Origin of the sequence: Streptomyces sp. NPDC048197, assembly GCF_043202395.1 — a bacterium.
GTDB classification, from domain to species: domain Bacteria; phylum Actinomycetota; class Actinomycetes; order Streptomycetales; family Streptomycetaceae; genus Streptomyces; species Streptomyces siderophoricus.
In genome coordinates this window covers 90,492-117,436 of record NZ_JBIDAJ010000015.1, presented here as the reverse complement: position 1 = coordinate 117,436, position 26,945 = coordinate 90,492, and the positions used below count along the sequence as shown (strand labels likewise).

Below are 26,945 nucleotides of genomic sequence, written 5' to 3'. Positions count from 1 at the left end.
CGTCCTGCTGTCGAAATGCCCCCTCGCCGTTGAAGGGTTGCTGCGTATGCCGCTGACACCTTATTTCGCGCGAATCACCGTGAATCACCGGTTCCGCCGTGAGGGCGCGCGACATCGGCGAAGGAGGAGGGGAATCCGGGCATGCGGACCACGAGCCCGGGACCAACGGCCCCGGGCTCACGGCCCGTTGAGCCCGCGTCCGCCGGGGGCCGGCGGACCGGAGGATCACCGCATGAGACGCGTCACAGCGACGGGTACAGCGGGTACTTCTCCGCGAGCGCGGTGACCCGGGCCTTGAGGGCCTCGGCGTCGTGGTCCGGCTTGAGGGCCTCGGCGATGATGTCGGCGACCTCGCGGAAGTCGTCGGCCGTGAAGCCGCGGGTGGCCAGGGCCGGGGTGCCGATCCGCAGACCCGAGGTCACCATCGGGGGCCGGGGGTCGTTGGGGATGGCGTTGCGGTTGACGGTGATGCCGACCTCGTGCAGACGGTCCTCGGCCTGCTGGCCGTCGAGCTGGCTGTTGCGCAGGTCGACCAGGACGAGGTGGACGTCGGTGCCGCCGGACAGGACCGACACACCGTGCTCGGTGACGTCGTCCTGGACCAGGCGCTCGGCGAGGATCTTGGCGCCTTCCAGGGTCCGCTGCTGGCGCTCCTTGAACTCGTCGGACGCGGCGACCTTGAAGGAGACCGCCTTGGCCGCGATGACGTGTTCCAGGGGGCCGCCCTGCTGGCCGGGGAAGACCGCGGAGTTGACCTTCTTGGAGATCTCCGGGGTGGCGGAGAGGATGACGCCGCCGCGGGGGCCGCCGAGGGTCTTGTGGGTGGTGGTGGTCACCACGTGGGCGTGCGGCACCGGGGAGGGGTGCAGCCCGGCCGCCACGAGGCCCGCGAAGTGCGCCATGTCGACCATGAGGTAGGCGTCGACGGAGTCGGCGATGCGGCGGAAGGCGGCGAAGTCGAGCTGCCGGGGGTAGGCCGACCAGCCGGCGACGATCAGCTTGGGGCGGTGCTCCTTGGCCAGGCGCTCGACCTCGTCCATGTCGACCAGGTTGGTCTTCTCGTCGACGTGGTAGGGGACGACGTTGTAGAGCTTGCCGCTGAAGTTGATCTTCATGCCGTGGGTCAGGTGCCCGCCGTGGGCGAGGTTGAGACCCAGGATGGTGTCACCAGGCTTGAGGAGGGCGAACATGGCGGCGGCGTTGGCCTGGGCGCCGGAGTGCGGCTGGACGTTGGCGTAGGGGGCGCCGAAGAGGGCCTTGATGCGGTCGATGGCGATCTGCTCGACGACATCGACGTGCTCGCAGCCGCCGTAGTAGCGGCGGCCGGGGTAGCCCTCGGCGTACTTGTTGGTGAGGACGGAGCCCTGGGCCTCCATGACGGCGACGGGGGCGAAGTTCTCCGACGCGATCATTTCGAGGGTGGACTGCTGACGGTGCAGCTCGGCGTCGACGGCCGCGGCGACGTCGGGGTCGAGCTCGTGCAGGGAGCTGTTCAGAAGCGACATGGGTCTTTCCTGGAGGGGTCAGAGGGCGCAGAGCACTTCCAACGGGCGGGGTGGCTCAACCGGTGATGAACGCGGCGTACTCGTCGGCCGACAGCAGCTCGGCGGGCTCGTCGCTGATCTTCACCTTGAACAGCCAACCGCCCTCGAACGGGGCGGAGTTCACCAGCGAGGGGTCGTTGACGACGTCCTCGTTGATCTCCACGATCTCGCCGTGCACGGGCGCGTAGAGATCGCTGACCGACTTGGTCGACTCCAGCTCACCGCAGCTCTCGCCCGCCGTGACCGTGGAGCCGACCTCAGGGAGCTGCACGTAGACGACGTCGCCGAGCGCGTTCGCCGCGTGCTCCGTGATGCCGACCGTCGAGACGCCTTCCTCGGCGGCCGACAGCCACTCGTGCTCCTTGCTGTAGCGCAGCTGCTGGGGGTTGCTCATGGCTCGATTCTCCTGTACGCGAGGGTGTGATCGTGAATGGGGGCACCTCCCGGGACGAAGTCCGGGGGGAGCGTCTTGCACAGTGAGACGCGCGGTGGCGCGCCGCCGTCCGGTCCGCCGGGACGAACCGTTACTTCTGCCGCTTGTAGAAGGGCAGCGCGATGACCTCGTACGGCTCATGGCTTCCACGGATGTCCACGTGGACACCCTCGGTGCCCGGTGTGGCCCAGTCCGCGTCGACGTACGCGATGGCGATCGGCTTGCCGAGCGTGGGGGAGGGGGCGCCCGAGGTGACCTCGCCGATCACCGTGCCGTCGGCGGAGACGACCGGGTAGCCCGCGCGCGGGACCCGGCGGCCCTGGGCGATCAGCCCGACCAGCTTGCGCGGCGGGGCGGCCTCGGCGCGTTCGGCGGCCACCTCCAGCGCGGCGCGGCCGACGAAGTCGCCGTTGTTGGTCGTCTTCTCGAACTTCACGACCCGGCCCAGGCCCGCGTCGAACGGGGTGGTGGCGGTGGTGAGCTCGTGCCCGTACAGCGGCATGCCCGCCTCCAGGCGCAGGGTGTCCCGGCAGGACAGCCCGCACGGCACCAGGCCCACGTCCTTGCCGGCCTCGGTCAGCGCCTCCCAGAGGGCGACCGCGTCGGCCGGCCGGACGAACAGCTCGAAGCCGTCCTCGCCGGTGTAGCCGGTACGGGCGATCAGCGCCTCGACGCCGGCGACCGTGCCGGGCAGGCCGGCGTAGTACTTCAGCCCGTCCAGATCGGCGTCCGTCAGCTTCTTGAGGATGCCGGGGGACTCCGGGCCCTGCACCGCGAGCAGCGCGTAGGCGTCCCGGTCGTCGCGGACCACGGCGTCGAAGCCGCCGCCCCGGGCGGTCAGCGCGTCCAGCACGACCTGGGCGTTGGACGCGTTGGCGACCACCATGTACTCCTGGTCGGCCAAGCGGTAGACGATCAGGTCGTCGAGGATGCCGCCCTCGGCGTTGCAGATCATGGTGTACCGGGCGCGGCCGGTCTTCACCCCGCCGATGTTGCCGACCAGGGCGAAGTCGAGGAGGTCGGCGGCCTGCGGGCCGGTGACGGTGATCTCGCCCATGTGGGAGAGGTCGAAGAGGCCGGCGCGGGTGCGGACCGCGACGTGTTCGTCGCGCTCGCTGCCGTAACGCAGTGGCATGTCCCAGCCGGCGAAGTCGGTCATGGTCGCGCCGAGTGCCCGATGCGTGGCATCGAGCGCCGTGCGGCGGGGGGCATCAGTCATGGTTCTGGGCTCCCAGGCAGGGGTGACAAGACGTTCTCCCCATCTGTCATCGGAACCTGAGAGGTTCACCGGGAGCCCGCGAACGGGCCCGGTTTGCACCTTGGGTGGAGCCGCCCCGTGGGCCGGGCCGGACTCGCTTTTCAGATCTGCCTCGCCCGCGCGGTATAGGGGCCTGAGAGATTCAAGGGAGGACTTGCTCCTTCGGCGCCCCGCCGTGGCGGCCGGGGACTCTCCCGCGCGGATTCAAGCGGCCGGTATGGAGTTGGCGGTGCACGGGTGAACCGAGATGTGCACGTGGCGCGCACATCATTGCACGGGATCGCCGAATACAGGAGGCCCGGTCGGCGCACCGTCCCCGACGTGGGCGGATCGGACAATCACCTTGATGGCCATTACCTTTTCTTGACACTCTGCGGGTAGGGAACCGGCCTCGGGCCGGACCGTAACCCGGACGGGAAGGGTGATCACGGTGCAGAGGGACGCGGCACTCGCGGCCACTTCGGGGGCCGGACCCGAAGAGCCGGCGGCGGTCCGCGCCGCCGAGCCGGTGACGGTCCGCGCCGCCGCACCCCGGGCCCGGCGCCCGGCCCGCCCGGTCGTCCGGCCGGGGCGCGGGGCGCGGGTGGTGGACCTGCGCGGCGACGGCCGGGCCCGGACCGCCGCCGAGCTGCGGTTCCCGCCCGGTGACCTGGTGGTCGTCTCCGGCCTGCCCGGCAGCGGCAAGAGCACCCTGATGCACCGGGTCGTGCCGTCGCTGGACGGCGGCGGGGCCGAGGTGCACCGGATCGACTCCCAGGACGTCCGCGAGCGCTGGGAGAGCGGCCGACTGCGCCGGCTTCCTTACGGCCTGTACCGCCCGCTGGTCCGGGCCGCGCACTATCTGGCGCTCGGCCGGGCCCTGCGCTCCGGCCGCAGCGTGGTGGTGCACGACTGCGGGACGCTGGCGTGGGTGCGCCGCTGGATCGCCCGGGCGGCCGGCCGCGGCGGCCGCGGGCTGCATCTCGTCCTGCTCGACGTGGCACCGGAGGTGGCCCGGGCCGGCCAGCAGGCGCGCGGCCGCGGGGTGTCGGGGTACGCCTTCGCCCGGCACCGCCGGGCGGTCTCCCACCTGGTCGGCGGCGCGGAGGCGGCCCGGCTGCCGCGGGGATTCGCCTCGGCCGTGCTGCTGGACCGCCGCGCGGCGAGCGCCCTGGAAACCCTCACCTTCCGCTGACCGGCGGCGCGCCTTTGCCCGCGCGGCGGCCCGCCGCAGCGCGACCCGTCCGGTGGGCGCGGCCACCGCTTCCTCTCGTCTAGGGTCATGGGCCAGAAAGTGCGGAGTGCGGTGTGGAACGCGGGTGGATGCAGATGAACTTTCCGGAGCAGGGGATACCGCAGCTGGCCTGGCCGGCGAACGAACTGGAAGAGGTGCTGGCCGCCTCGGTCGGGCATCCCGGCGCCGGCGGCCGGATCGTCGAGGTCCTGGGCCGCAGCCGGGTGTGGGTGCCGCTGCCCAACGGCGGCGGTCCGCAGGGTGCGGGCCTGGGTACCGCCGGACTGGACCTGCCCACCGTCGACATCGGCGGGCTGGCCTACGTCCCGGTCTACAGCTCCGAGCAGGAGTTCCTGCGGGTCGTCGGCTCGCACATGTCGTTCACCGTCGCGCCGGCCCGGGAGTTCGCCCGCGGGCTGCCGCCGAAGATCGGGATCGTGGTGAATCCGGACGGGACGGTCGGCGTCCCGGTGCCGCCGCCCGCGGTGGCCGAATTGTGCCGCTCGGGACGTCAGGAACCGGACACCGGCGGGCTGCCGGGCGGCGGCCGGGTGCGGCTCTTCGAACCGGACTGGCAGGACGAGCCGGTGGACTTCCTGGCCGCTGCCGGACTGGAATTCTCCGGCGTCGGAATTGTCCTGACTGCCCGGCGTGTCCTGGCCAGTGTGGAAGGCGACACGCCCGCACTGTTCGTCGGTGTCCAGGTCGCCACGGTCCCCGAGGCGCTGCACGACGGATCGGCCCGTGACGTGGTGCTCGCGGGGCTGGGGCGGGCCCTCGGCGCGGTGCCGGTGCCCTGGCCCGTACAGCTCGTCATGCTCGACCTCGCCCAGGGCGACCCGGTGGCCGACTGGATGCTGGAGCGGGTACGGCCCTTCTACTCGCGCGAGCACTCCTAGGGTTCGCCGCTGTTGCGGAGGCCGCGGCCTTCCGGCCCTGGACCATCGGCAAGCCCTAAGCTGGTTGGATGACGCGCGGGCGCACCCACACGTGCCCTGCCGAGAGAGGGGACGGACCACGTGAGTGCGGGTGCGCATCAGGGGCCGGCGGCGGCCGGACAGCTGGAGCAGCTGCTGCAGCAGGTCTCGCCCGGCCGTTACGACGCCTACGAAGCCCTGCTGCACGCACTCGCCGCGGGCCAGGTCTGGATGCTGCTCTGGCACGGCCGGGCCGGCTCGCCCGACGCGCAGTACGGGAACATGGAGGTCGACGGCCTCGGTTACGCGCCCTGCGTGACCTCCGCGCCCGAACTCGCCGCCTCCGGCTGGAACCGCGACCACGAGGTCGTCACCGGCCGGGAGATCGCCGCCGCGCTCTTCCCCGACCGCTGGGGACTGTGGCTGAATCCGCACGCTCCCGGCGGCGGCGTCGGCATTCCCTGGCTGGATCTGCGCCGGATCGCCGGCGGGCTCGACCGGCTGCCCGCCGGTCCGCTGCGGATCTCCGAACCGGTCATCGACATCCCGCAGTTCTACGCGCTGCTGGCGCAGAACGCCCATCGCACGCCCGCCGTACGGTCGTTGCGCCGCGCCTGGGTGCAGCCCGCGCTCGGTGCCCCGTATCTGGCGATCGGTCTGGATCTGTACGACACCGGTCCGCAGGCGGTGGATTCGGCCCGGTTGATGATCCAGCAGTCGATTGGTGCCGTTCCGGACGGATTGCCGGTCTCCACGGTCGCGATGAACGACGAGTACGACCCGGTCGCCATGTGGATGCGGGCCGCCGCGCGGCCGTTCTTCGACCGTGACGGCTACACCCAGCAGCCGGCCCAGCCGCCGGCGCCCTCGTACGGCTACGGCTACCCGCGTCCTTACTGACAGCCGGTCTCCCCTGTCGGAGCGTGTCGCTCCGGCAGGGGTTTTGTGCTGAATTCGCCCTGTGTGCCCCGCGGTTGAGGTGCTCTCCCGCGGCTCCTGGCTCCGCTCAGCCCGAACTTGTGTCCGTATAACGGAAAGCCGTGGAGCACATCACAGTTGCGCATCCTTTCCTTGTCAGGGCTGGTGACTGATCGCGAAGGGGATGAAGACTCCGGAACCAACAAGGGCCTCGGTCCTATGTGCGAGCGACATTCCGGTCGGCGTCGTGTGAACCACTTCCTTCCGCAAGGTGAACTCCCGCGGGGAACACCGGACTTGCTCCGCAGTGCACCAATTGACGTGAACCAGGCCGCTACCGCGGCGGGCAGGGGCCGGCCACCGTCGGCCGAGAGGGGTCAAAGGCACCGTGACCGCACCGATCGAGACCACCGGGGCGGCTGCCGAGGCGCAGCCGGAAGCGGTGCTGGAGGGCGTGTCGAGCAAGCGCATCGAAGGGCGCTCGCTCGGCCAGATCGCATGGCTGCGCTTCCGGCGGGACAAGGTCGCGGTGGCCGGTGCCATCGTTGTCATCCTGCTGATCGCCGTCGCGGCGCTCTCCCGTCCGCTGCAGGCCCTGCTGGGGCTGGACCCCAACGCGCCCAACGAGTCGCTGATCGACCCCAACACCACGCTGCCCAAGGGGGACTTCGGCGGGATGAGCGGGGACCACCTGCTCGGCGTGGACCCGAAGTTCGGCCGCGATCTGCTCGCCCGGGTGCTGGAGGGTTCCTGGGTGTCGCTGATCGTGGCGTTCGGCGCCACGCTGCTGTCGGTCGCCATCGGCACCGTGCTCGGCGTGATCGCCGGTTTCTACCGCGGGCGGGTGGACGCCTTCATCAGCCGCATGATGGACGTCTTCCTGGCGTTCCCGCTGCTGCTGTTCGCCATCGCGATCTCCGCCTCGCTGCAGGGCGGCGCCTTCGGCCTGGAGGGCCTGCCGCTGCACATCTCGGTGCTGATCTTCGTGATCGGGTTCTTCAACTGGCCGTACATGGGACGGATCGTGCGCGCGCAGACGCTGTCGCTGCGCGAGCGGGAATTCGTGGACGCCGCCCGGGGCATGGGCGCGCGCGGACCGTTCATCCTCTTCCGGGAGCTGCTGCCCAACCTGGTGGGCCCGATCATCGTCTACTCGACGCTGCTGATCCCCTCCAACATCCTCTTCGAGGCCGCGCTGAGCTTCCTGGGCGTCGGCATCCAGCCGCCCCAGGCCTCCTGGGGCGGCATGCTCAACCAGGCGGTCAAGTACTACGAGGTCGACCCCCAGTACATGATCGTCCCCGGCCTCGCGATCTTCGTCACCGTGCTCGCTTTCAACCTGCTCGGTGACGGTCTGCGGGACGCGCTGGACCCGCGCAGCCGCTGACGGCACCGCGGGCGTCCGCCCCAGCCGCCACCGCGCTTTGTGTTGTGACGTTTCTCGACGAACGAAGACCGATCGAAGACCGTACGAAGACCGAACGAAGGGGACACCGACCACCATGCGAAGGTCAGTTCCGGTCGCGACCATAGCGGCCATCACCAGTGCGGGCCTTTTGCTGGCCGGCTGCAGCGGGGGCAAGGGCTCCTCGGAAGGCTCCGGCGAGGCGAACGCGGCCACCAAGGGCGTCGTCAACGCCTCGGACGCCAAGGGCGGCACGGTCACCTACGCCATGAGCGACGCCCCCGAGTCGTTCGACCCGGGCAACACCTACTACGCCTTCATCTACAACTTCAGCCGGCTCTACGCGCGCCCGCTCACCACCTTCAAGCCGGGCCCCGGCACCAAGGGCAACCAGCTGGTCCCGGACCTCGCCGAGTCCATGGGCAAGCCCAGCGACGGCGGCAAGACCTGGACGTACAAGCTCCGCAAGGGCGTCAAGTACGAGGACGGCTCCACCGTCACCTCGCAGGACGTCAAGTACGCCGTGGAGCGCTCCAACTTCGCGCGTGACGTGCTCTCGCTCGGCCCGAACTACTTCCAGCAGTTCCTCAAGGACAACGACGGCGGCGGCTACAAGGGTCCGTACAAGGACAAGAGCAAGGCCGGTCTGAAGTCCATCGAGACCCCCGACGACCAGACCGTCGTCTTCCACCTCAAGAAGCCGTTCGCCGAGTTCGACTACCTGGTCAGCGCCCCGCAGACCGCGCCGGTCCCGCAGGCCAAGGACAAGGGCGCGGACTACACCAAGTCCGTGCTGTCCACCGGCTCGTACAAGTTCCAGAGCTACCAGGAGGGCAAGCAGCTCACCCTGGTCCGCAACCCGCAGTGGTCGGCGAAGACCGACCCGCTGCGCAAGCAGCTCCCGGACAAGATCGTGCTGAACCTGAAGGTCGCCCAGTCGACGATCGACAAGGACCTCCAGTCCGGCAACACCCTGGTCGACCTGGCCGGCCGCGGTGTCGACGGCCAGACGCAGGCCCAGCTCCTGACCAACGCCGACGAGAAGGCCAACACCGACAACGCGCTCGGCCAGCGCCTGGTCTACACGGCGATCAACACCAAGGTGAAGCCGTTCGACAACCTCGAGTGCCGCAAGGCGGTCGAGTACGCGATCGACAAGAAGGCCGTGCAGACCGCGCTCGGCGGCCCGATCCGCGGTGAGCTGGCCTCCACGGTCCTGCCGACCGACCTCGCCGGCTACCAGAAGTACGACCTGTACCCGCAGAAGTACGACGGCGACAAGCTCGACCTGGCCGAGGCCAAGAAGCACTGGGACAAGTGCGGTGCCGGCAAGGCCACGACCACGATCCTGGCCCGCAACGACCGTCAGGACGAGGTCGACGCGGCCACCTCGGTCATCGAGTCGCTCAAGAAGATCGGCGTCACCGCCAAGATCCAGTCGTACCCGACGAGCAAGTACTTCTCGGACTACGCCGGTGTGCCGGAGTTCAACAAGAAGAACAACGTCGGCCTGATCATGATGCAGTGGGGCTCCGACTTCCCCACCGGCTACGGCTACCTGCAGCAGATCCTGAACGGCAAGGCGATCAGCAAGTCCGGCAACACCAACCTGTCCGAGCTGGACGACCCGGAGATCAACAAGCTGCTCGAGACGGCCATCGCCAACACCGACAAGGCGGCCCGCGAGAAGGCGTACGCCGAGATCGACAAGAAGACGATGGAGCAGGCGGCGCTGGTCCCGCTCACCTACTTCAAGGTCCTGATGTACCGCTCGCCGAAGGCCACCAACCTGGTGTCCACCTCGGCCTTCAGCGGTCAGTACGACTACCTCAACATCGGCGTCAAGAAGTAGCAGCCCTGGAAGGCAGGTGAAGGCATTGGTGTCCGCGGGCCGGTTCCGGCCGGCCCGCGGCGCCGACGCCGCATCCCCGTGTTCTCGTACATCATCCGCAGGTTGATCAGCGCAGTGATCCTGCTGCTGATCGTCAGCGCGGTCACTTTCGGCATCTTCTTCCTGCTGCCGAAACTGGCCGGGCAGAGCACCGACCAGCTTGCCCAGCAGTACATCGGAAAGGCCCCCACGGCCGCGGACATCGCCGCGGTGAAGAAGAACCTCGGCCTGGACAAGCCCGTGTACGAGCAGTACTGGGACTTCCTCAAGGGCATCTTCGCCGGCGTCGACTACAAGTTCGGCCCGGAAGCGGCCAAGTGCCACGTGCCGTGCTTCGGCTACTCGTTCAAGACGCACATCGAGGTCTGGCCGGAGATCCAGTCCCGGCTGCCGGTGACCCTCTCGCTCGCGGCCGGCGCGGCCGTGCTGTGGGTCGTCTCCGGCGTCGCCACCGGCGTGCTCTCCGCGCTGCGCCCCGGTTCGTTCTTCGACCGTGCGGCGATGGGCGTGGCGCTGGCCGGCGTCTCGCTCCCGATGTTCTTCACCGGCGCCCTGGCCCTGGCCCTGTTCACCTACCAGTGGCCGATCTTCGAACGCAGCGACTACGTACCACTGCTGGACAACCCGTTCCTGTGGGCCCGCACCCTGGTGCTGCCCTGGGTCACCCTGGCCTTCCTCTACTCCGCGCTCTACGCCCGGCTCACCCGGGCCGGCATGCTGGAGACGCTGGCCGAGGACTTCATCCGCACGGCCCGCGCCAAGGGCCTGCACGAGCGCAAGGTGGTCGTCCGGCACGGTCTGCGCGCCGCGCTCACCCCGATCATCACCGTCTTCGGCATGGACCTCGGCCTGCTGCTCGGCGGCGCGCTCATCACCGAACAGGTCTTCTCGCTCAAGGGAGTCGGCGCCTTCGCCGTCGAGGCGATCAACGCCAACGACCTGCCGAACATCCTCGGCGTCACCCTGCTCGCCGCGTTCTTCATCGTCATTTGCAACCTGGTGGTGGACGTTCTGTACGCCGCCGTCGACCCGCGGGTGAGGCTCTCGTGACCGACTCCTCCGAGGACAGGGCCGCCACCGCGGCGGCCACCGAGAAAACGGCACCGCGGACGTCCGCCTTCCTCGACGTACGCGACCTGAAGGTGCACTTCCCCACCGACGACGGCGTGGTGAAGTCCGTCGACGGGCTGACCTTCAGCCTGGAGAAGGGCAAGACGCTCGGCATCGTCGGCGAGTCCGGCTCCGGCAAGTCGGTGACCTCGCTCGCCGTCATGGGCCTGCACCGCGCCTCGCGCCAGCAGCGCAGCAAGGTGCAGATGTCCGGCGAGATCTGGCTGGACGGCAAGGAGCTGGTCTCCGCCGACCCGGACGAGGTGCGCCGGCTGCGCGGCCGCGAGATGGCGATGATCTTCCAGGACCCGCTGTCCGCGCTGCACCCGTTCTACTCGGTCGGCAAGCAGATCATGGAGGCCTACCGGGTCCACCACGACGTGGACAAGAAGACCGCGCGCAAGCGGGCGGTCGAGATGCTCGACCGGGTCGGCATCCCGCAGCCCGACAAGCGGGTCGACGACCATCCGCACCAGTTCTCCGGCGGTATGCGCCAGCGCGCGATGATCGCGATGGCGCTGGTCAACAACCCCGAGCTGCTCATCGCGGACGAGCCGACCACCGCCCTGGACGTCACCGTGCAGGCGCAGATCCTGGACCTGATCCGCGATCTGCAGAAGGAGTTCGGCTCGGCGGTCATCATCATCACCCACGACCTGGGCGTGGTCGCCGAGCTCGCCGACGACCTGCTGGTGATGTACGGCGGCCGGTGCGTCGAGCGCGGCCCGGCCGAGAAGGTCTTCTACGAGCCCCAACACCCCTACACCTGGGGGCTGCTCGGCTCCATGCCGCGCATCGACCGGGAGCAGACCGAGCGGCTGATCCCGGTCAAGGGCTCCCCGCCCAGCCTGATCAACGTCCCGTCCGGCTGTGCCTTCAACCCCCGCTGCCCGTACGCGGACGTCCCGAAGGACAACCTCACCCGTACGGTCCGCCCCGAGCTGCGCGAGGCGGGCGGCGGGCACTTCTCCGCCTGCCACATGGCGCCGGAGGAGCGGAAGCGTATCTGGACCGAAGAGATTGCGCCGAAGCTGTGACCGAGACGACTGACGACGAGAACACCACGATCCCGCTCCAGAAGTCGGCGGACGCGGCACCGGCCGGGTCCGGGGACGATGCCGAGCCGCTGCTGCGGGTGCGCGGCCTGGTGCGGCACTTCCCGATCACCAAGGGCCTGCTCAAGCGGCAGGTCGGCGCGGTGCAGGCGGTCGACGGCATCGACTTCGACGTACGGCCGGGGGAGACGCTCGGCGTCGTCGGCGAGTCCGGCTGCGGCAAGTCGACGATGGGCCGGCTGATCACCCGGCTCGACGAGCCGACCGGCGGCTCGATCGAGTTCCAGGGCACCGACATCACCCATCTGTCGACGGGCAGGCTGCGGCCGATGCGCCGCGACGTCCAGATGATCTTCCAGGACCCGTACGGTTCGCTGAACCCGCGGCACACCATCGGCGGCATCGTCTCCACCCCCTTCCGGCTCCAGGGCGTCGAGCCGGAGGGCGGGGTGAAGAAGGAGGTGCAGCGGCTGCTGGAGCTGGTGGGCCTGAGCCCCGAGCACTACAACCGCTATCCGCACGAGTTCTCCGGCGGGCAGCGGCAGCGCATCGGCATCGCCCGGGCGCTGGCGCTCAAGCCCAAGCTGGTGGTCGCCGACGAGCCGGTCTCCGCGCTGGACGTGTCGATCCAGGCGCAGGTCGTCAACCTGATGGACGACCTCCAGGAGGAGCTGGGCCTGACCTACGTCATCATCGCCCACGACCTCTCGGTCATCCGGCACGTCTCGGACCGGATCGCGGTGATGTACCTCGGAAAGATCGTGGAGCTGGCCGACCGGACCTCGCTCTACGAGACGCCGATGCACCCGTACACCAAGGCGCTGCTGTCCGCGGTGCCGGTGCCGGACCCCAAGCGGCGCACCCAGCGGGACCGGATCCTGCTCAAGGGCGATGTGCCCTCGCCGATCAATCCGCCCTCCGGCTGCCGGTTCCGGACCCGCTGCTGGAAGGCGACCGAGGTGTGTGCCACCACCGAGCCGCCGCTGGTCGCGCTGCGGACCGGGCACCAAGTGGCCTGCCACCACCCGGAGAACGCGGAGGACGCCGCGCCCGCGGCGGCCGCCGGGCCGTCCGGTAAGGCATCAAGTGATCAGTAACACCTGACGACTTGGCAAAGTCGCGGGTGGAACGCGGCGGGAGGGTGCAGAGTCAGCACGGTTGTTCGATCTTCGATCGGCCTTCATCCGTGTGTCCGAAGGGATGGCTCATGGCACTCTCCCGCTCCGCGCGCCGCACCTCCCGCTGGCTGGCCCTGGCCACCGCGGTGGCCTCGGCCGCCACCATCGCCGCCGCTCCCGCGGCGACCCCCGGCGCACCCGGCGCCGGCGACCCGTACTTCCCCGAACTGGGCAACGGCGGCTTCGACGCCCTGCACTACGACCTCGGCGTCAGCTACCACCCCGACAGCGGCCGGCTCGACGGCCGCACCACGCTCACCGCCCGGGCCACCCAGAACCTCTCCGCCTTCGACCTCGACCTGCAGAAGCTGACCGTCGACTCGGTGCGGGTGAACGGCCGGCGGGCGCACTTCGCGAGATCCGGCGACGAGATAACCGTCCACCCGTCCTTCCCGCTGCGCCGCGGCGGGAAGTTCACCGTCACCGTCGCCTACCACGGCGTCCCCAAGCCGCTGAGCGGCCCGATCGTCTTCGGCTCGGACTACGGCTGGATGAAGACCAAGGACGGGGTGTTCGTCGCCTGCGAGCCGAACGCCGCCTCGACGTGGTTCCCCTCCAGCGACCACCCGGGCGACAAGGCGACGTACGACATCCGCATCGACGCCCCCAAGGGCCTGACCGGGGTCTCCAACGGCCGGCTGATCGCCTCCGGGGAGGCGCACGGCCGCGCGTACGCCCACTGGCGCGAGTCCCGCCCGATGGCGACCTACCTCGCCACCGCCACCATCGGGAAGTTCGACGTCCGTACCGGCACCACTCCCGGCGGCATCCCGGTCTACGTGGCCACCGACCCGACCCTGCCGACCGGCAAGGTGGACGTGTACGGCATCACCTCGGAGGCCACCGACTACTGGTCGAAGGTCTTCGGGAAGTACCCGTTCGAGGAGACCGGCGCGATCGTCGACGACATGCCGCAGGCCGGGTTCTCGCTGGAGGTGCAGTCCAAGCCGGTCTACTCGGCGGTGCGCAGCGAGTCCACGATCGTCCACGAGCTGGCCCACCAGTGGTTCGGCGACTCGGTGTCGGTCCGGCAGTGGAAGGACATCTGGCTCAACGAGGGCTTCGCCAGCTACGCGCAGTGGCTGTGGAACGAGCACCGCGGCACGGTCAGCGCGCACGATTCCTTCCGCAAGGCGTACGACTCGATCCCCGCCGACGACGGCTTCTGGAAGCAGAAGATCGCCGATCCGCAGCGCGACACGATGTTCTCCGGCGCGGTCTACACGCGGGGCGCGATGACCCTCCAGGCGCTCCGCGAGCGCATCGGTGACACGGCGTTCTTCCAGCTGCTGCCGGCCTGGACCGCGGCCCACCGCTACGGCAACGCGGACACCGCCCAGTTCGTCGCGCTGGCCGAGAAGGTCTCCGGGCAGAAGCTCGGGGACTTCTTCGACACCTGGCTGTACACGGAGAGCAAGCCGGCGCTGTCCGCGAAGTAGCCGGCCGCCGGGCGGGTCAGTCGGCGTCCGGCCGGCGGCCCGCCCGGGGGCGGAGCTGCTGGGGGCGCGGCAGGTGCAGCCCCAGGTAGACCGCGCCCATGCGCAGGGCGAACACCACTCCCGCCGAGATCGCCGCAGCGGGGGTGGGCCGGGCGCCGAGGTGGTGCAGCAGCAGGAGGCAGCCGGCGCCGGCCAGCGCGGCGATGGCGTAGACGTCCTCGCGCAGCAGCAGCGGGGGGAACTCACCGCACAGCACGTCGCGGATGACCTCGCCGGCGACGCCGGTGAGCACCGCCAGGATGATCACGGCGAGCGGGGTGGCGCCCGCCGCGATGGCGGCCCGGGCGCCGATCACGGTGACCACGGACAGGCCGACCGCGTCGACCACCAGCAGCGATTTCCGGGGCAGCGACCAGAACCGCAGATAGACGATGGTGCCGACGCCGACGCAGATGATCACGGTGAGCAGCACCCAGTCGTGCGTCCAGTACAGCGGCCGCCGGTCGAGGATGAGGTCGCGCATCGTGCCGCCGGAGATGGACGCGGCGAAGGCGAGCACCAGGCCGCCGAAGGGGTCCATGTTGGCGCGGTAGGCGGCCAGCACCCCGCTCGCCGCGAAGGCCGCGACGCCGGCCAGGTAGAGGACGTGAAGCATGGCGTCATCATGGCAGGGCCGGAACGGCGCTCTCCGCTTGCGTCCGGGAATGCTGACCCTACCGGTCGGTAATTTATCCGTGTACCGTGCCGCCATGGCTCTGGTCACCTCAGGCAACAGCGAGTTCGACCGCGACACCGCGGTCACCCGCCGCGCAACCGGCATCTACGAAGCCCAGCTCTCCGCGGGCTGGACGATCATCCAGGCGGTCAACGGCGGCTACCTCCTCGCCCTCATGGGCCGCGCCCTCGGCGACGCCCTGCCGCACCCCGACCCACTGTCGGTCACCGCGCACTACCTCACCGCCTCCGTTCCCGGCCCGGCCGTCATCCGCACCGACGTGGTGCGCACCGGCCGCACCATGTCGACCGGGACCGCGACCCTCGTCCAGTTCGAGGAGGACGGCAGCGAGGTCGAGCGGCTGCGGGTGCTCGCCGCGTACGGCGACCTCGGCGCGCTGCCCGACGACGTCCGCACGACGGCCAAACCGCCCGCCATCCCGCCGTACGAGCACTGCCTGGGCACCGACAGCGCCCCGGGCGGGGCCCCGGCCATCCCCGGCAGCACCGCCATCGCCGAGCGGCTCGACCTCCGGCTGGACCCGGCGACCGCGGGCTGGGCGGTCGGCGCACCGTCCGGCCGGGGCGAGATGCGCGCCTGGTTCGGGCTCGCCGACGGCCGGGACCCCGACCCGCTGTCCCTCCTGCTGACCGTCGACGCGCTGCCGCCCACCGCGTTCGAGATGGGGCTGTCCGGCTGGGTCCCCACCGTCGAACTGACCGTCCACGTCCGGCACCGCCCGGCCCCCGGGCCGCTGCGGGTCGCCATCACCACCCGCAATCTGGCCGGCGGGTTCCTTGAGGAGGACGCGGAAGTGTGGGATGCGGAGGACCGGCTGGTGGCGCAATCACGCCAACTGGCGCGGGCCCTCGGAGTGGGCTGATCCGCCACGTCGGCGCGGCCGCGCCCGCGAGGTACCGCGCCGCCCTCTCCGGAAGGGACTTTCCGCAGGTGGCCACCGGTGCGAGAGGTCGGAGAGTGACGCAAAAGTGCGCGCGGGGGCGGTGCGGCTCATGTCAGACTGATCGACATGGGGGACGTGCCACTCACGATGGAGGACGGGACCGTCGTCTGGCTGCGCGCACCGGCGCCGGCCGCCGCCGACGGCCCGCCGGGCGCGGTGCCCGGACAACCCACCGCCGCTGACGGCGAGTTGGAGCTGCCCGACGCCTTCGGCTCCGCGCAGCCGGTCAGCGTCGACGGCCGGATGGGCCGGGCGCTGACCCGCGGCGGCGAGGTCCTGGAGGAGGCGCTGCGGCCGCTCGGCGGGGTGCTCGGCCAGATCCACCGCTCGATCTCGGCCGGCAGCCACCGCCCGGACGAGGTCACCGTGGAGTTCGGGGTGACCCTCGGCTCGGACCTGCATCTCGGCGTCTTCACCGGCAACGGCGAGGCCAGCTTCAAGGTCTCCGCCACCTGGAACCTCGCCGGTGACCGCCCCGCCCACCGCACCGGCGAGCGCGGCGGTGACGAGGGCACCGGCACCCCAGCCGGCCCCGGCGCCCCGGGCGGTGCGGCGCCATGATCCCCGGCGCAGGTCCGGACACCCCGCTCCAGCTGTCCTTCGCCTCCGTTCGGGACGGTGAACGGGCCGTCGGCGCGGGCGTCCTGGTCGCCGAGCGGCTGATCCTGACCTGCGCCCACGTCGTCAACAGCGCCCTGGGCAGGGCGCGGTTCGCCCAGGACACCCCGGGCCCCGGCGAGACCCTCACGGTCCGGCTGCCCCATGTCGCGGCCGGGGTGGACCTCACCGCCCGGGTCGTCCGCGAGATGTGGACCCCGCCGCGCGCCACGGCGAACGGACCCGGCCCGGCCGACCCCGGCCGGGTGCCGTACCACGGCGACCTCGCGGTGCTGGAGCTCACCGACGCCCCGCCTGCGGGCGCCGAGCCCGCACCGTTCCTCCAGCACAACTACGCCGGGGAGACCATCGCGTTATGGGCCAGCGGCAATCCGCTGCCCACCGTCCGGGCCGTGCCCCGGGTCTCGGCGCCGCCCTGGATCGCGCTGGACGTGCTCGGCGGCACCCAGGTCACCGAGGGCTTCAGCGGCGGCCCGCTCTGGGACCGCGAACGGCAGGCCGTGGTCGGCCTGGTCGTCGCCGTCCACCGCGCCCCCGAAGGCGCCGGGGACCGGCCCGCGACGATGTACGCCATCAGCGTGCCCGCCATCGAGGCCGAACTCCCCGCCCTCCCGCCCTCCGCGGTGCCCACCGCCCGCCGCGGCGTCCAACAGCTGCTCACCGCCCTGGAACGGGTCCTCAAGGGCCGCGAGGCGGTGCCCGACTGCGAGCGGCGGCTCGCCGCCCGGCTCGGCCGGACCTCGGCGGGCCCGGCCGCCGATCTGGAGCGGCTGGTCGGCCTCGCGGTGAGCGTCCGCCGCGGCCTCCCCGAACTCCTCGACGTGGTCCGCGACCAGGAGCCCCTCGCGCCCCCGGACCCGTACGACCCGCATCACCGCCCCGGCCCCTACGGCGCCCGTGAGGACTGGGAGCGGCTGCGCCGCGCGGCCCGTACGGTCCGCCCCGGCGAATACCTGACCACCCGTCAGCGCCGGGACCTCGCCGGTCTGCTGGCGCACTGCACCCGCACCGACCCCCGCGCCCTGCTCGCCCGGGTGCTGCCGCACGCACCCGAACTCCCCGCCGTCACCGGCCTCGCCGACGCCGTCGAAGCCCTGGAGGGATTCGGCTCCACCGCCGGCGCACCGGTGCCCCCGCTGCTCCAGGGGGTGGTGCGGATCAGCGTCGAGGAGCGGGCGGCTGGCCCGTATCCGGCCGACGACCTGGACGCCTGGGTGGAGCGGGTGGCCGCCCGGTCCGGTGTCGACGAGGCGGCGATCAGCCAGTTCCGCGCCGATGTGACGGCCGCCGCGGCCCCCGCGCCGGTGGCCGCGCCCGGGCCGGCGGCCACCGCCGTCCGCGGGCCGGCCCGCGCCCCGCGGGTCCAGGTGGAGCTGCTGCCGGCCCCGACCGGCCGTCGCTTCACGTACCAGATCTGGACCGTCGCGGACGGCCGGCCGCACCGGCTCGCGCTGGTCCGGGACACCGAGGCGGGCAGCGAGCAGGTGGTCGACGACATCCGCCGGGTGCTGCGCACCGAGGTGCGGGAGGACCCGGAGACCGCCCTGGTGGAGTACTTCCTGCCGTGCGCCTGGCTGGGCCTCGACGTCGACGCCTGGGAATCACCGGACAGCGACGAGGACGGGCCGTTCGCCCCGGGCATCACCCGCCGCGTCGTGGTCCGCACCACCGAGCGCTCACGGGAGAGCTACGCCGGCTGGAAGCAGCGCACCGCCGCCCTGCCGCACGCCAAGCGGCTGGTCCTCGACCACCGGCACACCGACCGCAAGGTCGCCCGCGCCCAGCTGGAGGTCCACCGCGACGCCGGCACGGTGATCGTCTGCTGCCCGCCGCACCACCACGGCACGCTGCTGCGCCAGTGCGTCCAGGCCGGCGTGCACACCGTCCTGTGGCACCGCGCCGACCACGGCGAGCACCTTGCCCAGGACCTGCTGGCCCTGGTGGACGGCGCGGACCACACCGAGGTCCCCGAGGTCGTCCGGCTCGAACGCGCCAAGGCGATGGCCGAACCCGAGAGCTCCACCCACCCCGGCCGCAAACTGTCCCTGCTCTACGACGCCCCGGACCACCGGCCGCCGCAACTCGCCCCCGATGCCTGGGTACTGACCCAGCCATGAGCACCCCGGAACGACAGCCACACCCGTGTCCCACCGGCCGGGGGAGCCGGGGCGCGGACGCAGCAAGGAACGAGGAGAACGCGCGGTGACCGGACAGAGCACCACAGACGGGTACGACAACCCCGCGGACCGGCCGGAGGACTGGTGGGTCTTCCGCGGCCCCGCGGAGCTGCCCGCCCCACCGCCCTGGCGGCGCCTGACCGCCGCCCGCGGCACCGCACCCCGCGCGCCCTACCTCCTGGAGCGCAACGAGATCTCCGTCGTCAACGCCGCCCTGCACCTGCACCGCCCGCTGCTGGTCACCGGCCGCCCCGGCGCCGGCAAAAGCTCGCTGGCCCGCGCGGTCGCCGAGGAACTGGGCCTCGGCGAGGTGCTCCGCTGGTCGGTCAACAGCCGCTCCACGCTCCAGGACGCCCTGTACCGCTACGACGCGGTGGGCCGGCTCCGCGAGGCGTCGCTGCGCCGCGAACGCGAGGCGGCCCGCGGCTCCGCGCGCCGCCCCCGGGCCCGCCGCACCACCGGCGCCGGCGACATCGGCCAGTACCTGCGCCTCGGCCCGCTGGGCAGCGCACTGGCCGCCGACCGCCCCCGGGTCCTGCTCGTCGACGAGCTCGACAAGGCCGACCTCGACCTGCCCAACGACCTGCTGGTGGTGCTGGAGGAAGGCGAGTTCGAGATCCCGGAGCTGGCCCGGCTGCCCGAGCACCAGCAGGAGGTGCAGGTCCGCCTGAGCGGCAGCCGGGAGCGGGTGACGGTCCGGCGCGGGGTGGTGCGCTGCGCCCACTTCCCGATCGTCATCATGACCAGCAACGGCGAACGGGACTTCCCGCCGGCCTTCATGCGCCGCTGCGTACGACTCGACCTGCCCGAACCGACCGGCGACCGGCTGCGGAAGATCATCGAACACAACCTGGGTGCGGAGGCGGTCGCCGCCGCCGAGGACCTCATCGAGGTCTTCCACCAGCGCGCGAAGACCCAGACCCTGGCCACCGACCAGCTGCTGGCCGCCGTCCATCTGCGGATCAGCGGCGCCGACCTCGGCAAGGAAGAGCTGCTCGCCGCCGTCCTGCACCGCCTCGACGAACCGCTGTCGCCATGATGGACCGACTGCGGCAGACGCTGGCGGCGGCCGGGTACGACCTCGCGGCCACCGAACTCCTCGACGTGCTGTGGCTGGCGCGGGCCATGGAGGGGGAGGGGCGGCAGGGGCCGGCGACCGGGCCGCAGCGGGGCGGGCCGGGGGACCCGGAGCGGGCGGCCGGAGAGCCGGGAGAGTCCGGGGAGTCCGCAGATCCCGGGGCGCCAGGGGCCGTTGACGAGGCGGCCGGCGCGGCCGGTGGCCGGGGTGAGGGGGCCGACGAGGGGACAGGGGGCGGCCGGGCCGCGGCGGGCGCCACCGCCCCGGATCGGCCCGCCGAGCCCGCGGACCCTGACCGCCCGGCCGAGCCCGCCGACCCCGTCCGCTCCCCCGGTCCGCCCCGCCGCGCCCTCTACGCCATGGGCAGTCAGGGCGGCGGGCCGGACGGCGGGCGGGCCCGCCCCGCGCGGGTGCCCGGTGGGCGGGCGCTGCCCGACGCCCGCCAACTGGGCGGTGCGCTGCGCCCGTTGCGGCGGACCCATGAGCACCCGCACCGTACGGTCCCCGACGTCGAGGCCACCGTCCGGCTCACCGCCGAGACCGGCTTCCTCGACGTCGTCTCCCGGCCCGACCGGGAACGGCACTGGTCGGCCGAGCTGTGGGTGGACACCTCCCCGGCCATGCAGGTGTGGGGCTCGCTCGCCGCCGAGCTGCGGACGCTGCTGGTCCGGAGCGGGGTCTTCCGTTCCGTTCGGGTCCGGGCGATCGACCCCCGCGGCCCGGGCGGCCCGCTGCCCGGCCGCAGGTCCGGGGGCGCCACGGTCACCTTCGTGCTCACCGACGGGACGGACCCGGGCTGGCGCGGACCGCAGGCCGTACGGTCCCTGACCGCGTGCGGGCGGGGCGGACCGGTGGCCGTGATCAACCCCCTCCCGCGCCGGCTCTGGCGCGGTACGGCCCTCGACGCCCGCCCCCAACTCCTCTCCACGCCGGGCGAGTTCGATCCGCCCGGACGGCTGGTGGTGTGCGACCCGCTCAGCGGCGAGCGGGACCCGGAGGCGGCGGGGCTGTTCGCGCTGCCCGTGCTGCACCCCACCGCGTCCGCGCTGCAGCAGTGGGTCGGGCTGCTCACCCGCCCCGGAGTGCCGCACCTGATCGACACCGCCCTGCTGGCCGGGACGCCGCAGCCCGCCCCGCCGTCCCCGCCGCACGGCAGCGCCGAGGAACTGCTCAGCCACTTCCGCGGCGCGTTCTCGCCCGAGGCGTACCGCCTCGCCGTCCGGCTCTCCGCGATCCGCCCGCTGACCACGCCGCTGATGCAGCTGGTGCGGGCGGCCACGATGCGCGACGCCGGACCCACCCATGTCGCGGAGATCCTGCTCGGCGGCCTGCTGGAGCGCACGGACCGGACCGCGGACGCGACCGCCGTCCGGACCCTGGACCGGGCCCTGGGCGCGCCCCTGCCCGGCGGGCCGGTCCAGCCGGTCTACGACTTCCGGCCGGGCGTCCGGGAGTTGCTGTTCAGCGGGCTCGGCACCGAACAGGCCGTGGAGGTCGTCGAGGCCGTCGGCCGTTCCCTGGAGCCGTACATGGGGCGGCTGCCGGACTTCCCCGTCCTCATGGGCGACGACGAGGGCGAGCTGCGGCTGCACGCCTCGGCGCGGGCGTTCGCCGTCCTCGCGAGTCCGGTGCTGGAGCGGATGGGCGGCGCGGTGCCGGGACAGCGCTCCGGCGGCGGCCCGGAGCCGCTGCGCGCGGTGCTGCCCGCCCCGCGGCCCGCGGAGCTGCGCTTCACGGTCCTCGGCCCGCTACGGGCCCGGCGCGGGCAGGCCCCCCTCGCGCTCGGCTCGCCCCAGCAGCGCGCCCTGCTCGCCGCGCTGCTGCTCCGCCGGGGCCGCCGGGCCACCGCGTCCGAACTCGTCGCCGGCCTCTGGGGGGACGAGCCCCCGCCCCGTGCGCGCGCCGCGCTGCGCACGTACGCCGCGCGGCTGCGCCGGGCGCTCGGCGAGGACGGGCAGCTCCTCGTCAGCGAGCGCGGCGGCTATGCGCTGCGCGGCCCGGACGGCCGCCCGCCCGCCCTCGACCTCGACGAGGCCGAGCAGCTGATCGCGCGTGCGCGGGCCGCCCGCGACCCGGCGGAGGCCCGCCGACTGCGCGACGCCGCCCTTGAGTTGTGGCACGGTGAACCGCTCGCCGGGCTGCCCGGGCCGTACGCGGCGGCGCAGCGGGTCCGGCTCGCGCGGTGGTGGAGCGAGCTCCTCGCGGAGACGTATCCGTACCGGGCGCCCGCGGCCGGGCAGCTTCCGGGGGCGCCCTCGGGGACGCCGCCGGGCCGTTCCGCGTTCCGGGAGCTCGACGACCGGCTCACCCGGGATGCGCGACGGGCCCTGCGGCTGCTGTCCGTACCGGAGGGCCCGGACCTCTCGGCCGGTGCCGCGGCGGCCCTGCTCGACGTCCCGGCGGACCGCGGCCGGGCGCTGCTGGAAGAGCTGCGGACCGCCGGCGCGCTGACGGAAACGGCCCCCGGCCGCTACGGGCGCGCGGGTGAACCCCTTCCGCCGGTCCGGGAGTTGCGGTCCGAGCTGCCCGAGGACGAGCGTACCCAGGCGCTTTCCCGGCTGCTGACCTGGTACGTGGCCCTGGGGCGGCAGGTGCACACGCTCCGCTACCCCGGCGAGCGGCTGCCGCAGGACCTCGTCCGGGTCCCCGCGGCCGCTCTGCCGCCCCTTCAGGACGCCGCCCGGGCCCTGGCCGTGTGGACCGAGGAGACACCGCCGGCGCTCGCGCTCGTCCGGCAGGCCGTGGCGGACGCCCCGGAGCTGGTCCGGCGCGCCGCCGATCTGCTGCTGCTCGCGCAGGTGACGGCGGACTGCGGGGCCCACGCCGCCGCGTTCGAACCGGCCGCGGCCGCGGTGGCGGCCCGGGCGGCCATGGACGGCGACGCCCGCGCCGAGGCCCGGGCCCGGGTCGCGCTCGCCGAGTGCACGGCCGCCGTCGGACGGTTCGCCCGCGCCGAACGGGAGGCCCGTCAGGCCGTCCGCCTCGCCCGGACGGCGAACGACCCCCTCGCGCTCTTCCGCGCCCCGCTGGCGGCCGGGGTGATCGCCCTGTACCAACGGCGGCACGACGACGCCGAGCGGCACCTCACCGCGGCCTGGGAGCGCTGCCGCGGCCGCGACGACCGGCTGGGCGAGGCCGCCGTGCTCGGTGCGCTCGCCCGGGTCTGGGCGGCGACCGGCAGCAGCGACGCCGTGCTGTTCGCCGAGCGCGGCGTGGGCCTCCACCGCACCTCCGGCGATGCTTCCCCGGGCCTCGCGCACGCCCGGTACGCCCTGGCCGAGGCGCTGTCGGCGGCCGGCCGGCACGCCGATGCGCTGCGCGAACTCTTCCAGGCGCTGCCGCTCTTCGAGGAGGACCGCCAGCGCCTGTGGGCGGGCCGCACCCGCAGCCGGATGGCCGCGGAGATGGTCGCGCTGATCCGGCCGGGCGAGGCGGTGTCCGCCGCCGAGGACGCCGCCGGACGGCTGCTGGTGCCCGGCGGTGAGCGCTGGCGCGCCGATGCGCTGACCGCGCTGGGGCAGGCCGAGACCGCGCTGGGCCGCAAGCAGAGCGCCCAGGGGCACTGGCGCGAAGCGCTCGCCGTCTACGAGGAGTTCGACGCCCCGGAGGCCGCCGAGGTGCGCGCCCTGCTGCGGGAGAGGGCGACCGCGGCGGCCCGGCCGCGGACCGGCGGGGCGCGCCCCGCCGCCGTGTCGCGCACCGCGGACGCCGCGAGCACCGGCACGGCGCTGCGCGAGCTGACCGCGGCCGTCCGCACCCTCCGCGACCAGCTCCGGCTGCAGGGCGCCGACGGCGGCCGGGCGGAGCCGGGCCACGGCGCCGCGGCCGGTTCCTCCGGGGACCGCGGCCCCGAAGCACCGGAGGCACGGGAAGCACTCGAAGCAATCGAATCGATCGAAGCCGAACTCACCGGCCTCATCGCGGACTTCGAGCGGACGAGCCGGGTGCGGCGGGCCGAGCTCGGCCGGCTGCGGGCCGATCTGGAGTCGGCGGTCTCCGCCGCGGCACCGGGGGAGCGGGGTGCCGGCGCGGCCGACGCGGCCGGCGCGGTCCGCGACCTCAGCCGCCGTCTCGCGCCGAAGCCGGGCCGCCCGGACGCAGGAAGTCCGCCAGTGCCGCGGTGAGTTCGGCGGGCGCGTCCTCCTGGACGAGGTGGCCCGCGCCCTCGATGAGCCGCAGCCGGGCACCGGGGATGCGGGCCGCCAGCTCGCGGCCCTTCCCGGCCGGGATCCAGGCGTCCTCGGCGCCCCAGCAGATCAGCGTCGGCAGGTCGAGTTCGCCGTAACGGCCCTGGATCTCGTCGGTGAACCGCTGGTCGTTCTGCTGGATCTGCCGGTAGAACGCCGGCTGCCCGGCTTCCGTGCACCACGGCTCCACCAGCCGGTCGAGGACGTCCGAAGGCAGGCCCGGACGGCTCGCGGAGGAGACGTAGGCCCGCACCAGCGCCCGGTGCAGTTCGGGCGGCAGCTGCCCGAAGACGCCGGGGTGGGCGCCCAGCAGCCGGTAGGTGGGCGAGCCCCAGGGCGCCAGGGCCACGGGGTCGACCAGGGCCAGCCGCTCGTACCGCGCACCGTGCAGCAGATGGGCCCGCAGGGCGACGCAGCCGCCGAAGTCATGGGCGACCACGGCCGGCCGGGACGCCTCCCGGTCCAGCTCCCAGTGCGCCAGCAGCTCGCCGAACACCCGGGCCTGCGCGGCGAGCGAGACGTCCTGGCCGTCCCGCTGCGCGGAGACGCCGTAGCCGGGCATGTCCCAGACGAACACCCGGTGGTGCGCGGCGAGCGCCCGCGCGATCCCGCGCCAGACGTACGAGGAGAACGGCGTGCCGTGCAGCAGCACCACCGGCGGCGGGCCGGCCGACCGCTCCCCGAGGGCGGCCCACCGCACCTCGTCCCCCGACGCCGTGCGGAACGTGCGATCCAGCAGCCACTCTGTCATGACTGTAAGGGTATTTACTCCTTACGGGCGTGTCGAGGGTGCGTGCGAGCATCGCGAGGAGAGCATGCGCCCCCGCGCCGGGCGTGCGCCCCGGGGGCGCCTCGTAGAATCGGGGCACCATGGTTTACCTCGACCACGCCGCCACCACCCCGATGCTCCCGGAGGCGGTGCAGGCGATGACCGCCCAGCTGACCGTCACGGGGAATGCGTCCTCGCTGCACGCCGACGGCCGGCGGGCCCGCCGCACCGTTGAGGAGGCGCGGGAATCCCTCGCCGCCTCGCTCGGCGCACGTCCGAGTGAGATCGTCTTCACGGCGGGCGGCACCGAGGCCGACAACCTCGCGGTCAAGGGCCTGTACTGGGCGCGCCGGGCGGCCGACCCGGCCCGCGACCGGGTGCTCGCCAGCCCGGTGGAGCACCACGCCGTCCTCGACGCCGTGGAATGGCTCGCCGAGCAGGAAGGCGCCCGCGTCGAGTGGCTGCCGGTCGACCCCTACGGCCGGGTGCACGCCGAGGCGCTGCGCGAGGCGATCGTCCGCAACCCCGCCGATGTCGCGCTGGCCACCGTCATGTGGGCCAACAACGAGATCGGCACCATCCAGCCGGTCCGTGAACTCGCCGAGGTGGCAAGGGAGTTCGAGATCCCGCTGCACGCCGACGCGGTGCAGGCGGTGGGCCAGCTGGAGGTCGACTTCGCCGCCTCCGGGCTGGCCGCGATGACGGTCTCCGGGCACAAGATCGGCGGCCCGTACGGCATCGGCGCTCTGCTGCTGGGCCGCGAGTACGCCCCGGTGCCGGTGCTGCACGGCGGCGGCCAGGAGCGGCACGTCCGCTCCGGCACCCTCGACCCCCCCGCCATCGCGGCCTTCGCCGCCGCCGGCCGGCACGCCGTGGCGCACCGCGCGGACTTCGCCCGGGACATCGGCGCGCTGCGCGACGACCTGATCAAGGCGGTGCGGGCGGCCGCCCCGGACGCCGTCCTCGGCGGCGACCCGGACCCGGCCGGCCGGCTGCCCGCCAACGCGCACTTCTCCTTCCCCGGCTGCGAGGGCGACTCCCTGCTGCTCCTCCTGGACGCCCAGGGCATCGCCTGCTCCACCGGCTCCGCCTGCACCGCCGGCGTCGCCCAGCCCAGCCACGTCCTGCTGGCCACGGGCATGTCCGCCGACCTGGCGCGCGGCACGCTGCGCTTCTCCCTGGGGCACACCTCCACGAGCGAGGACGTGGCGGCGCTGGCCCAGGCCATCGGCCCGGTGGTCGAACGCGCCCGGAGCGCGGGGCTGAGCTAGGCGCGCCGCTTCTGGGCGGATCCGGGTCCGCGCCCGGCCGCACGGACGAGGCGCAGATAGCGGTCCCAGTCCCAGTGCGGGCCGGGGTCGGTGTGGTCCGTCCCCGGCACCTGCACATGGCCGACGATGTGCTCCCGGTCGGCCGGGAAGCCGTAACGGTGGCAGATATCGGCGGTCAGCCGGGCCGACGACTCGTACATGGCGTCGGTGAAGTCCTCCGGGCGGTCGACGAAGCCCTCGTGCTCGATGCCGATGCTCCGCTCGTTGAAGCCGCGGTTGCCGGCGTGGAACGCCACGTCCAGCTCCCGCACCATCTGGGCGATGTGCCCGTCCTTGCGGACGACGTAGTGGGCCGCCGCCTCGTGGTCGGCGTTCCGGAACACCCGCAGTGCGGTGGCGTAGCTGCCCTGGACGACGTGGATGACCACCCGGTCGACGGGGTAGTCGGCGGGCCGGTCCGCCCGGCGGTAGTTCGCCCCGGACGCCGCCACCCACTGGGCGCCCCGGTGGTCGACCTCGCCGGCCCGCCGCGGCAGGTCGTTCCCCGGCAGCTGCCACCACCAGTGCCGCAGCTCGTCCCACCCGGTCGCCACCACGGCCCCGGCGGCCACCGCACCGCCGCCCGCCAGCCACAGCGCCCGCCGCCGGGTGATCCCCGCCGCGGCTCCCCGCCGCCCGCCCGCCTGCCGCCCGTCCGGCTGTTCTCCCGCCTCGCCCCGGTCGTCCGGCCGCTCGTCCGGCCGTTCCCCGGCCCTGTCCCGCTGTTCGGCGGCCGGCTCCCCGACCCTGCTCTTCCCCATGCGCT

General features: G+C 73.0%; 21 protein-coding genes and 1 riboswitch. Of the genes, 15 read left to right on the top strand and 6 right to left on the bottom strand.

Annotated features, from left to right (window positions below; translation table 11 throughout):
- Positions 1-242: 242 nt before the first annotated feature.
- The 3 genes from glyA to gcvT all read right to left on the bottom strand — a co-directional run bounded on the left by glyA (position 243) and on the right by gcvT (position 3,196).
- Positions 243-1,505 (bottom strand): serine hydroxymethyltransferase, encoded by a 1,263-nt coding sequence (gene glyA, locus ACGF4C_RS20970; protein WP_388961910.1) that lies wholly within the window; start codon positions 1,503-1,505, stop codon positions 243-245.
- A gap of 55 nt (positions 1,506-1,560) precedes the next feature.
- Complete coding sequence (gcvH, locus tag ACGF4C_RS20965; RefSeq protein ID WP_030412406.1) at positions 1,561-1,938, bottom strand: glycine cleavage system protein GcvH; 378 nt, start codon at positions 1,936-1,938, stop codon at positions 1,561-1,563.
- 130 nt (positions 1,939-2,068) lie between these two features.
- On the bottom strand, positions 2,069-3,196 hold the full coding sequence (gene gcvT, locus ACGF4C_RS20960) for a glycine cleavage system aminomethyltransferase GcvT (RefSeq protein WP_393568177.1): 1,128 nt from the start codon (positions 3,194-3,196) through the stop codon (positions 2,069-2,071).
- Positions 3,197-3,346: 150 nt separating this feature from the next.
- A riboswitch (glycine riboswitch) is annotated at positions 3,347-3,442 on the bottom strand.
- Positions 3,443-3,659: 217 nt separating this feature from the next.
- Between gcvT and ACGF4C_RS20955 the strand changes: the two genes are divergently transcribed.
- The 9 genes from ACGF4C_RS20955 (at position 3,660) to ACGF4C_RS20915 (ending at position 14,361) form a co-directional block, all read left to right on the top strand.
- The gene (locus ACGF4C_RS20955) at positions 3,660-4,409 is read left to right on the top strand and encodes an AAA family ATPase (protein WP_393568299.1); all 750 of its coding nucleotides are present in this window, start codon (positions 3,660-3,662) and stop codon (positions 4,407-4,409) included.
- Positions 4,410-4,543: 134 nt separating this feature from the next.
- On the top strand, positions 4,544-5,347 hold the full coding sequence (locus ACGF4C_RS20950; RefSeq protein ID WP_393568175.1) for an enhanced serine sensitivity protein SseB: 804 nt from the start codon (positions 4,544-4,546) through the stop codon (positions 5,345-5,347).
- Between the two features lie 120 nt (positions 5,348-5,467).
- Positions 5,468-6,265 carry an enhanced serine sensitivity protein SseB C-terminal domain-containing protein gene (locus ACGF4C_RS20945; RefSeq protein ID WP_201811116.1) on the top strand — a complete coding sequence of 266 codons (798 nt, stop codon included), beginning with the start codon at positions 5,468-5,470 and terminating at the stop codon, positions 6,263-6,265.
- A gap of 406 nt (positions 6,266-6,671) precedes the next feature.
- Complete coding sequence (locus ACGF4C_RS20940; protein WP_261955588.1) at positions 6,672-7,670, top strand: ABC transporter permease; 999 nt, start codon at positions 6,672-6,674, stop codon at positions 7,668-7,670.
- Positions 7,671-7,785: 115 nt separating this feature from the next.
- On the top strand, positions 7,786-9,540 hold the full coding sequence (locus tag ACGF4C_RS20935; protein WP_393568173.1) for an ABC transporter substrate-binding protein: 1,755 nt from the start codon (positions 7,786-7,788) through the stop codon (positions 9,538-9,540).
- Positions 9,541-9,618: 78 nt separating this feature from the next.
- Positions 9,619-10,629 carry an ABC transporter permease gene (locus tag ACGF4C_RS20930; RefSeq protein WP_393568172.1) on the top strand — a complete coding sequence of 337 codons (1,011 nt, stop codon included), beginning with the start codon at positions 9,619-9,621 and terminating at the stop codon, positions 10,627-10,629.
- Complete coding sequence (locus tag ACGF4C_RS20925; RefSeq protein ID WP_393568170.1) at positions 10,626-11,726, top strand: ABC transporter ATP-binding protein; 1,101 nt, start codon at positions 10,626-10,628, stop codon at positions 11,724-11,726. Before ACGF4C_RS20930 ends, ACGF4C_RS20925 begins: the two co-directional genes overlap by 4 nt.
- Positions 11,727-11,755: 29 nt before the next feature.
- The gene (locus tag ACGF4C_RS20920) at positions 11,756-12,841 is read left to right on the top strand and encodes an ABC transporter ATP-binding protein (protein ID WP_393568297.1); all 1,086 of its coding nucleotides are present in this window, start codon (positions 11,756-11,758) and stop codon (positions 12,839-12,841) included.
- 110 nt (positions 12,842-12,951) lie between these two features.
- Entirely contained in the window at positions 12,952-14,361 is a 1,410-nt protein-coding gene (locus ACGF4C_RS20915; RefSeq protein WP_393568169.1) for a M1 family metallopeptidase, read from the top strand.
- Between the two features lie 16 nt (positions 14,362-14,377).
- On the opposite strand, the gene ACGF4C_RS20910 is transcribed toward ACGF4C_RS20915, so the two are convergent.
- Positions 14,378-15,016, bottom strand: a complete 639-nt coding sequence (locus ACGF4C_RS20910) for a trimeric intracellular cation channel family protein (protein WP_393568167.1) — start codon at positions 15,014-15,016, stop codon at positions 14,378-14,380.
- Positions 15,017-15,110: 94 nt separating this feature from the next.
- On the opposite strand from ACGF4C_RS20910, the gene ACGF4C_RS20905 reads away from it, so the two are divergent.
- The 5 genes from ACGF4C_RS20905 to ACGF4C_RS20885 all read left to right on the top strand — a co-directional run bounded on the left by ACGF4C_RS20905 (position 15,111) and on the right by ACGF4C_RS20885 (position 24,037).
- A complete protein-coding gene (locus tag ACGF4C_RS20905; RefSeq protein WP_362141678.1) occupies positions 15,111-15,959 on the top strand; it encodes a thioesterase family protein in 849 nt (282 codons plus the stop codon).
- A 147-nt stretch (positions 15,960-16,106) separates the two neighbouring features.
- Positions 16,107-16,601, top strand: a complete 495-nt coding sequence (locus ACGF4C_RS20900) for a CU044_2847 family protein (protein WP_393568165.1) — start codon at positions 16,107-16,109, stop codon at positions 16,599-16,601.
- Positions 16,598-18,775 (top strand): trypsin-like peptidase domain-containing protein, encoded by a 2,178-nt coding sequence (locus ACGF4C_RS20895; protein WP_393568163.1) that lies wholly within the window; start codon positions 16,598-16,600, stop codon positions 18,773-18,775. Before ACGF4C_RS20900 ends, ACGF4C_RS20895 begins: the two co-directional genes overlap by 4 nt.
- 85 nt (positions 18,776-18,860) lie before the next feature.
- Positions 18,861-19,874: an AAA family ATPase gene (locus ACGF4C_RS20890; RefSeq protein WP_393568161.1), complete on the top strand. Its 1,014-nt coding sequence runs from the start codon at positions 18,861-18,863 to the stop codon at positions 19,872-19,874.
- Positions 19,871-24,037, top strand: coding sequence for an SAV_2336 N-terminal domain-related protein (locus ACGF4C_RS20885; RefSeq protein WP_393568160.1), 4,167 nt, complete (start codon positions 19,871-19,873; stop codon positions 24,035-24,037). Before ACGF4C_RS20890 ends, ACGF4C_RS20885 begins: the two co-directional genes overlap by 4 nt.
- Here the strand turns inward: ACGF4C_RS20885 and ACGF4C_RS20880 are convergent.
- Positions 23,973-24,851, bottom strand: a complete 879-nt coding sequence (locus ACGF4C_RS20880) for an alpha/beta fold hydrolase (RefSeq protein ID WP_393568158.1) — start codon at positions 24,849-24,851, stop codon at positions 23,973-23,975. The genes ACGF4C_RS20885 and ACGF4C_RS20880 overlap by 65 nt on opposite strands.
- A gap of 119 nt (positions 24,852-24,970) precedes the next feature.
- Here ACGF4C_RS20880 and ACGF4C_RS20875 point away from each other — a divergent pair, with 119 nt between their 5' ends.
- Complete coding sequence (locus tag ACGF4C_RS20875) at positions 24,971-26,140, top strand: cysteine desulfurase family protein (RefSeq protein WP_393568156.1); 1,170 nt, start codon at positions 24,971-24,973, stop codon at positions 26,138-26,140.
- On the opposite strand, the gene ACGF4C_RS20870 is transcribed toward ACGF4C_RS20875, so the two are convergent.
- Positions 26,137-26,940 carry an N-acetylmuramoyl-L-alanine amidase gene (locus tag ACGF4C_RS20870; RefSeq protein WP_393568154.1) on the bottom strand — a complete coding sequence of 268 codons (804 nt, stop codon included), beginning with the start codon at positions 26,938-26,940 and terminating at the stop codon, positions 26,137-26,139. The two genes, ACGF4C_RS20875 and ACGF4C_RS20870, sit on opposite strands and share 4 nt — an antisense overlap.
- Positions 26,941-26,945: the final 5 nt, after the last annotated feature.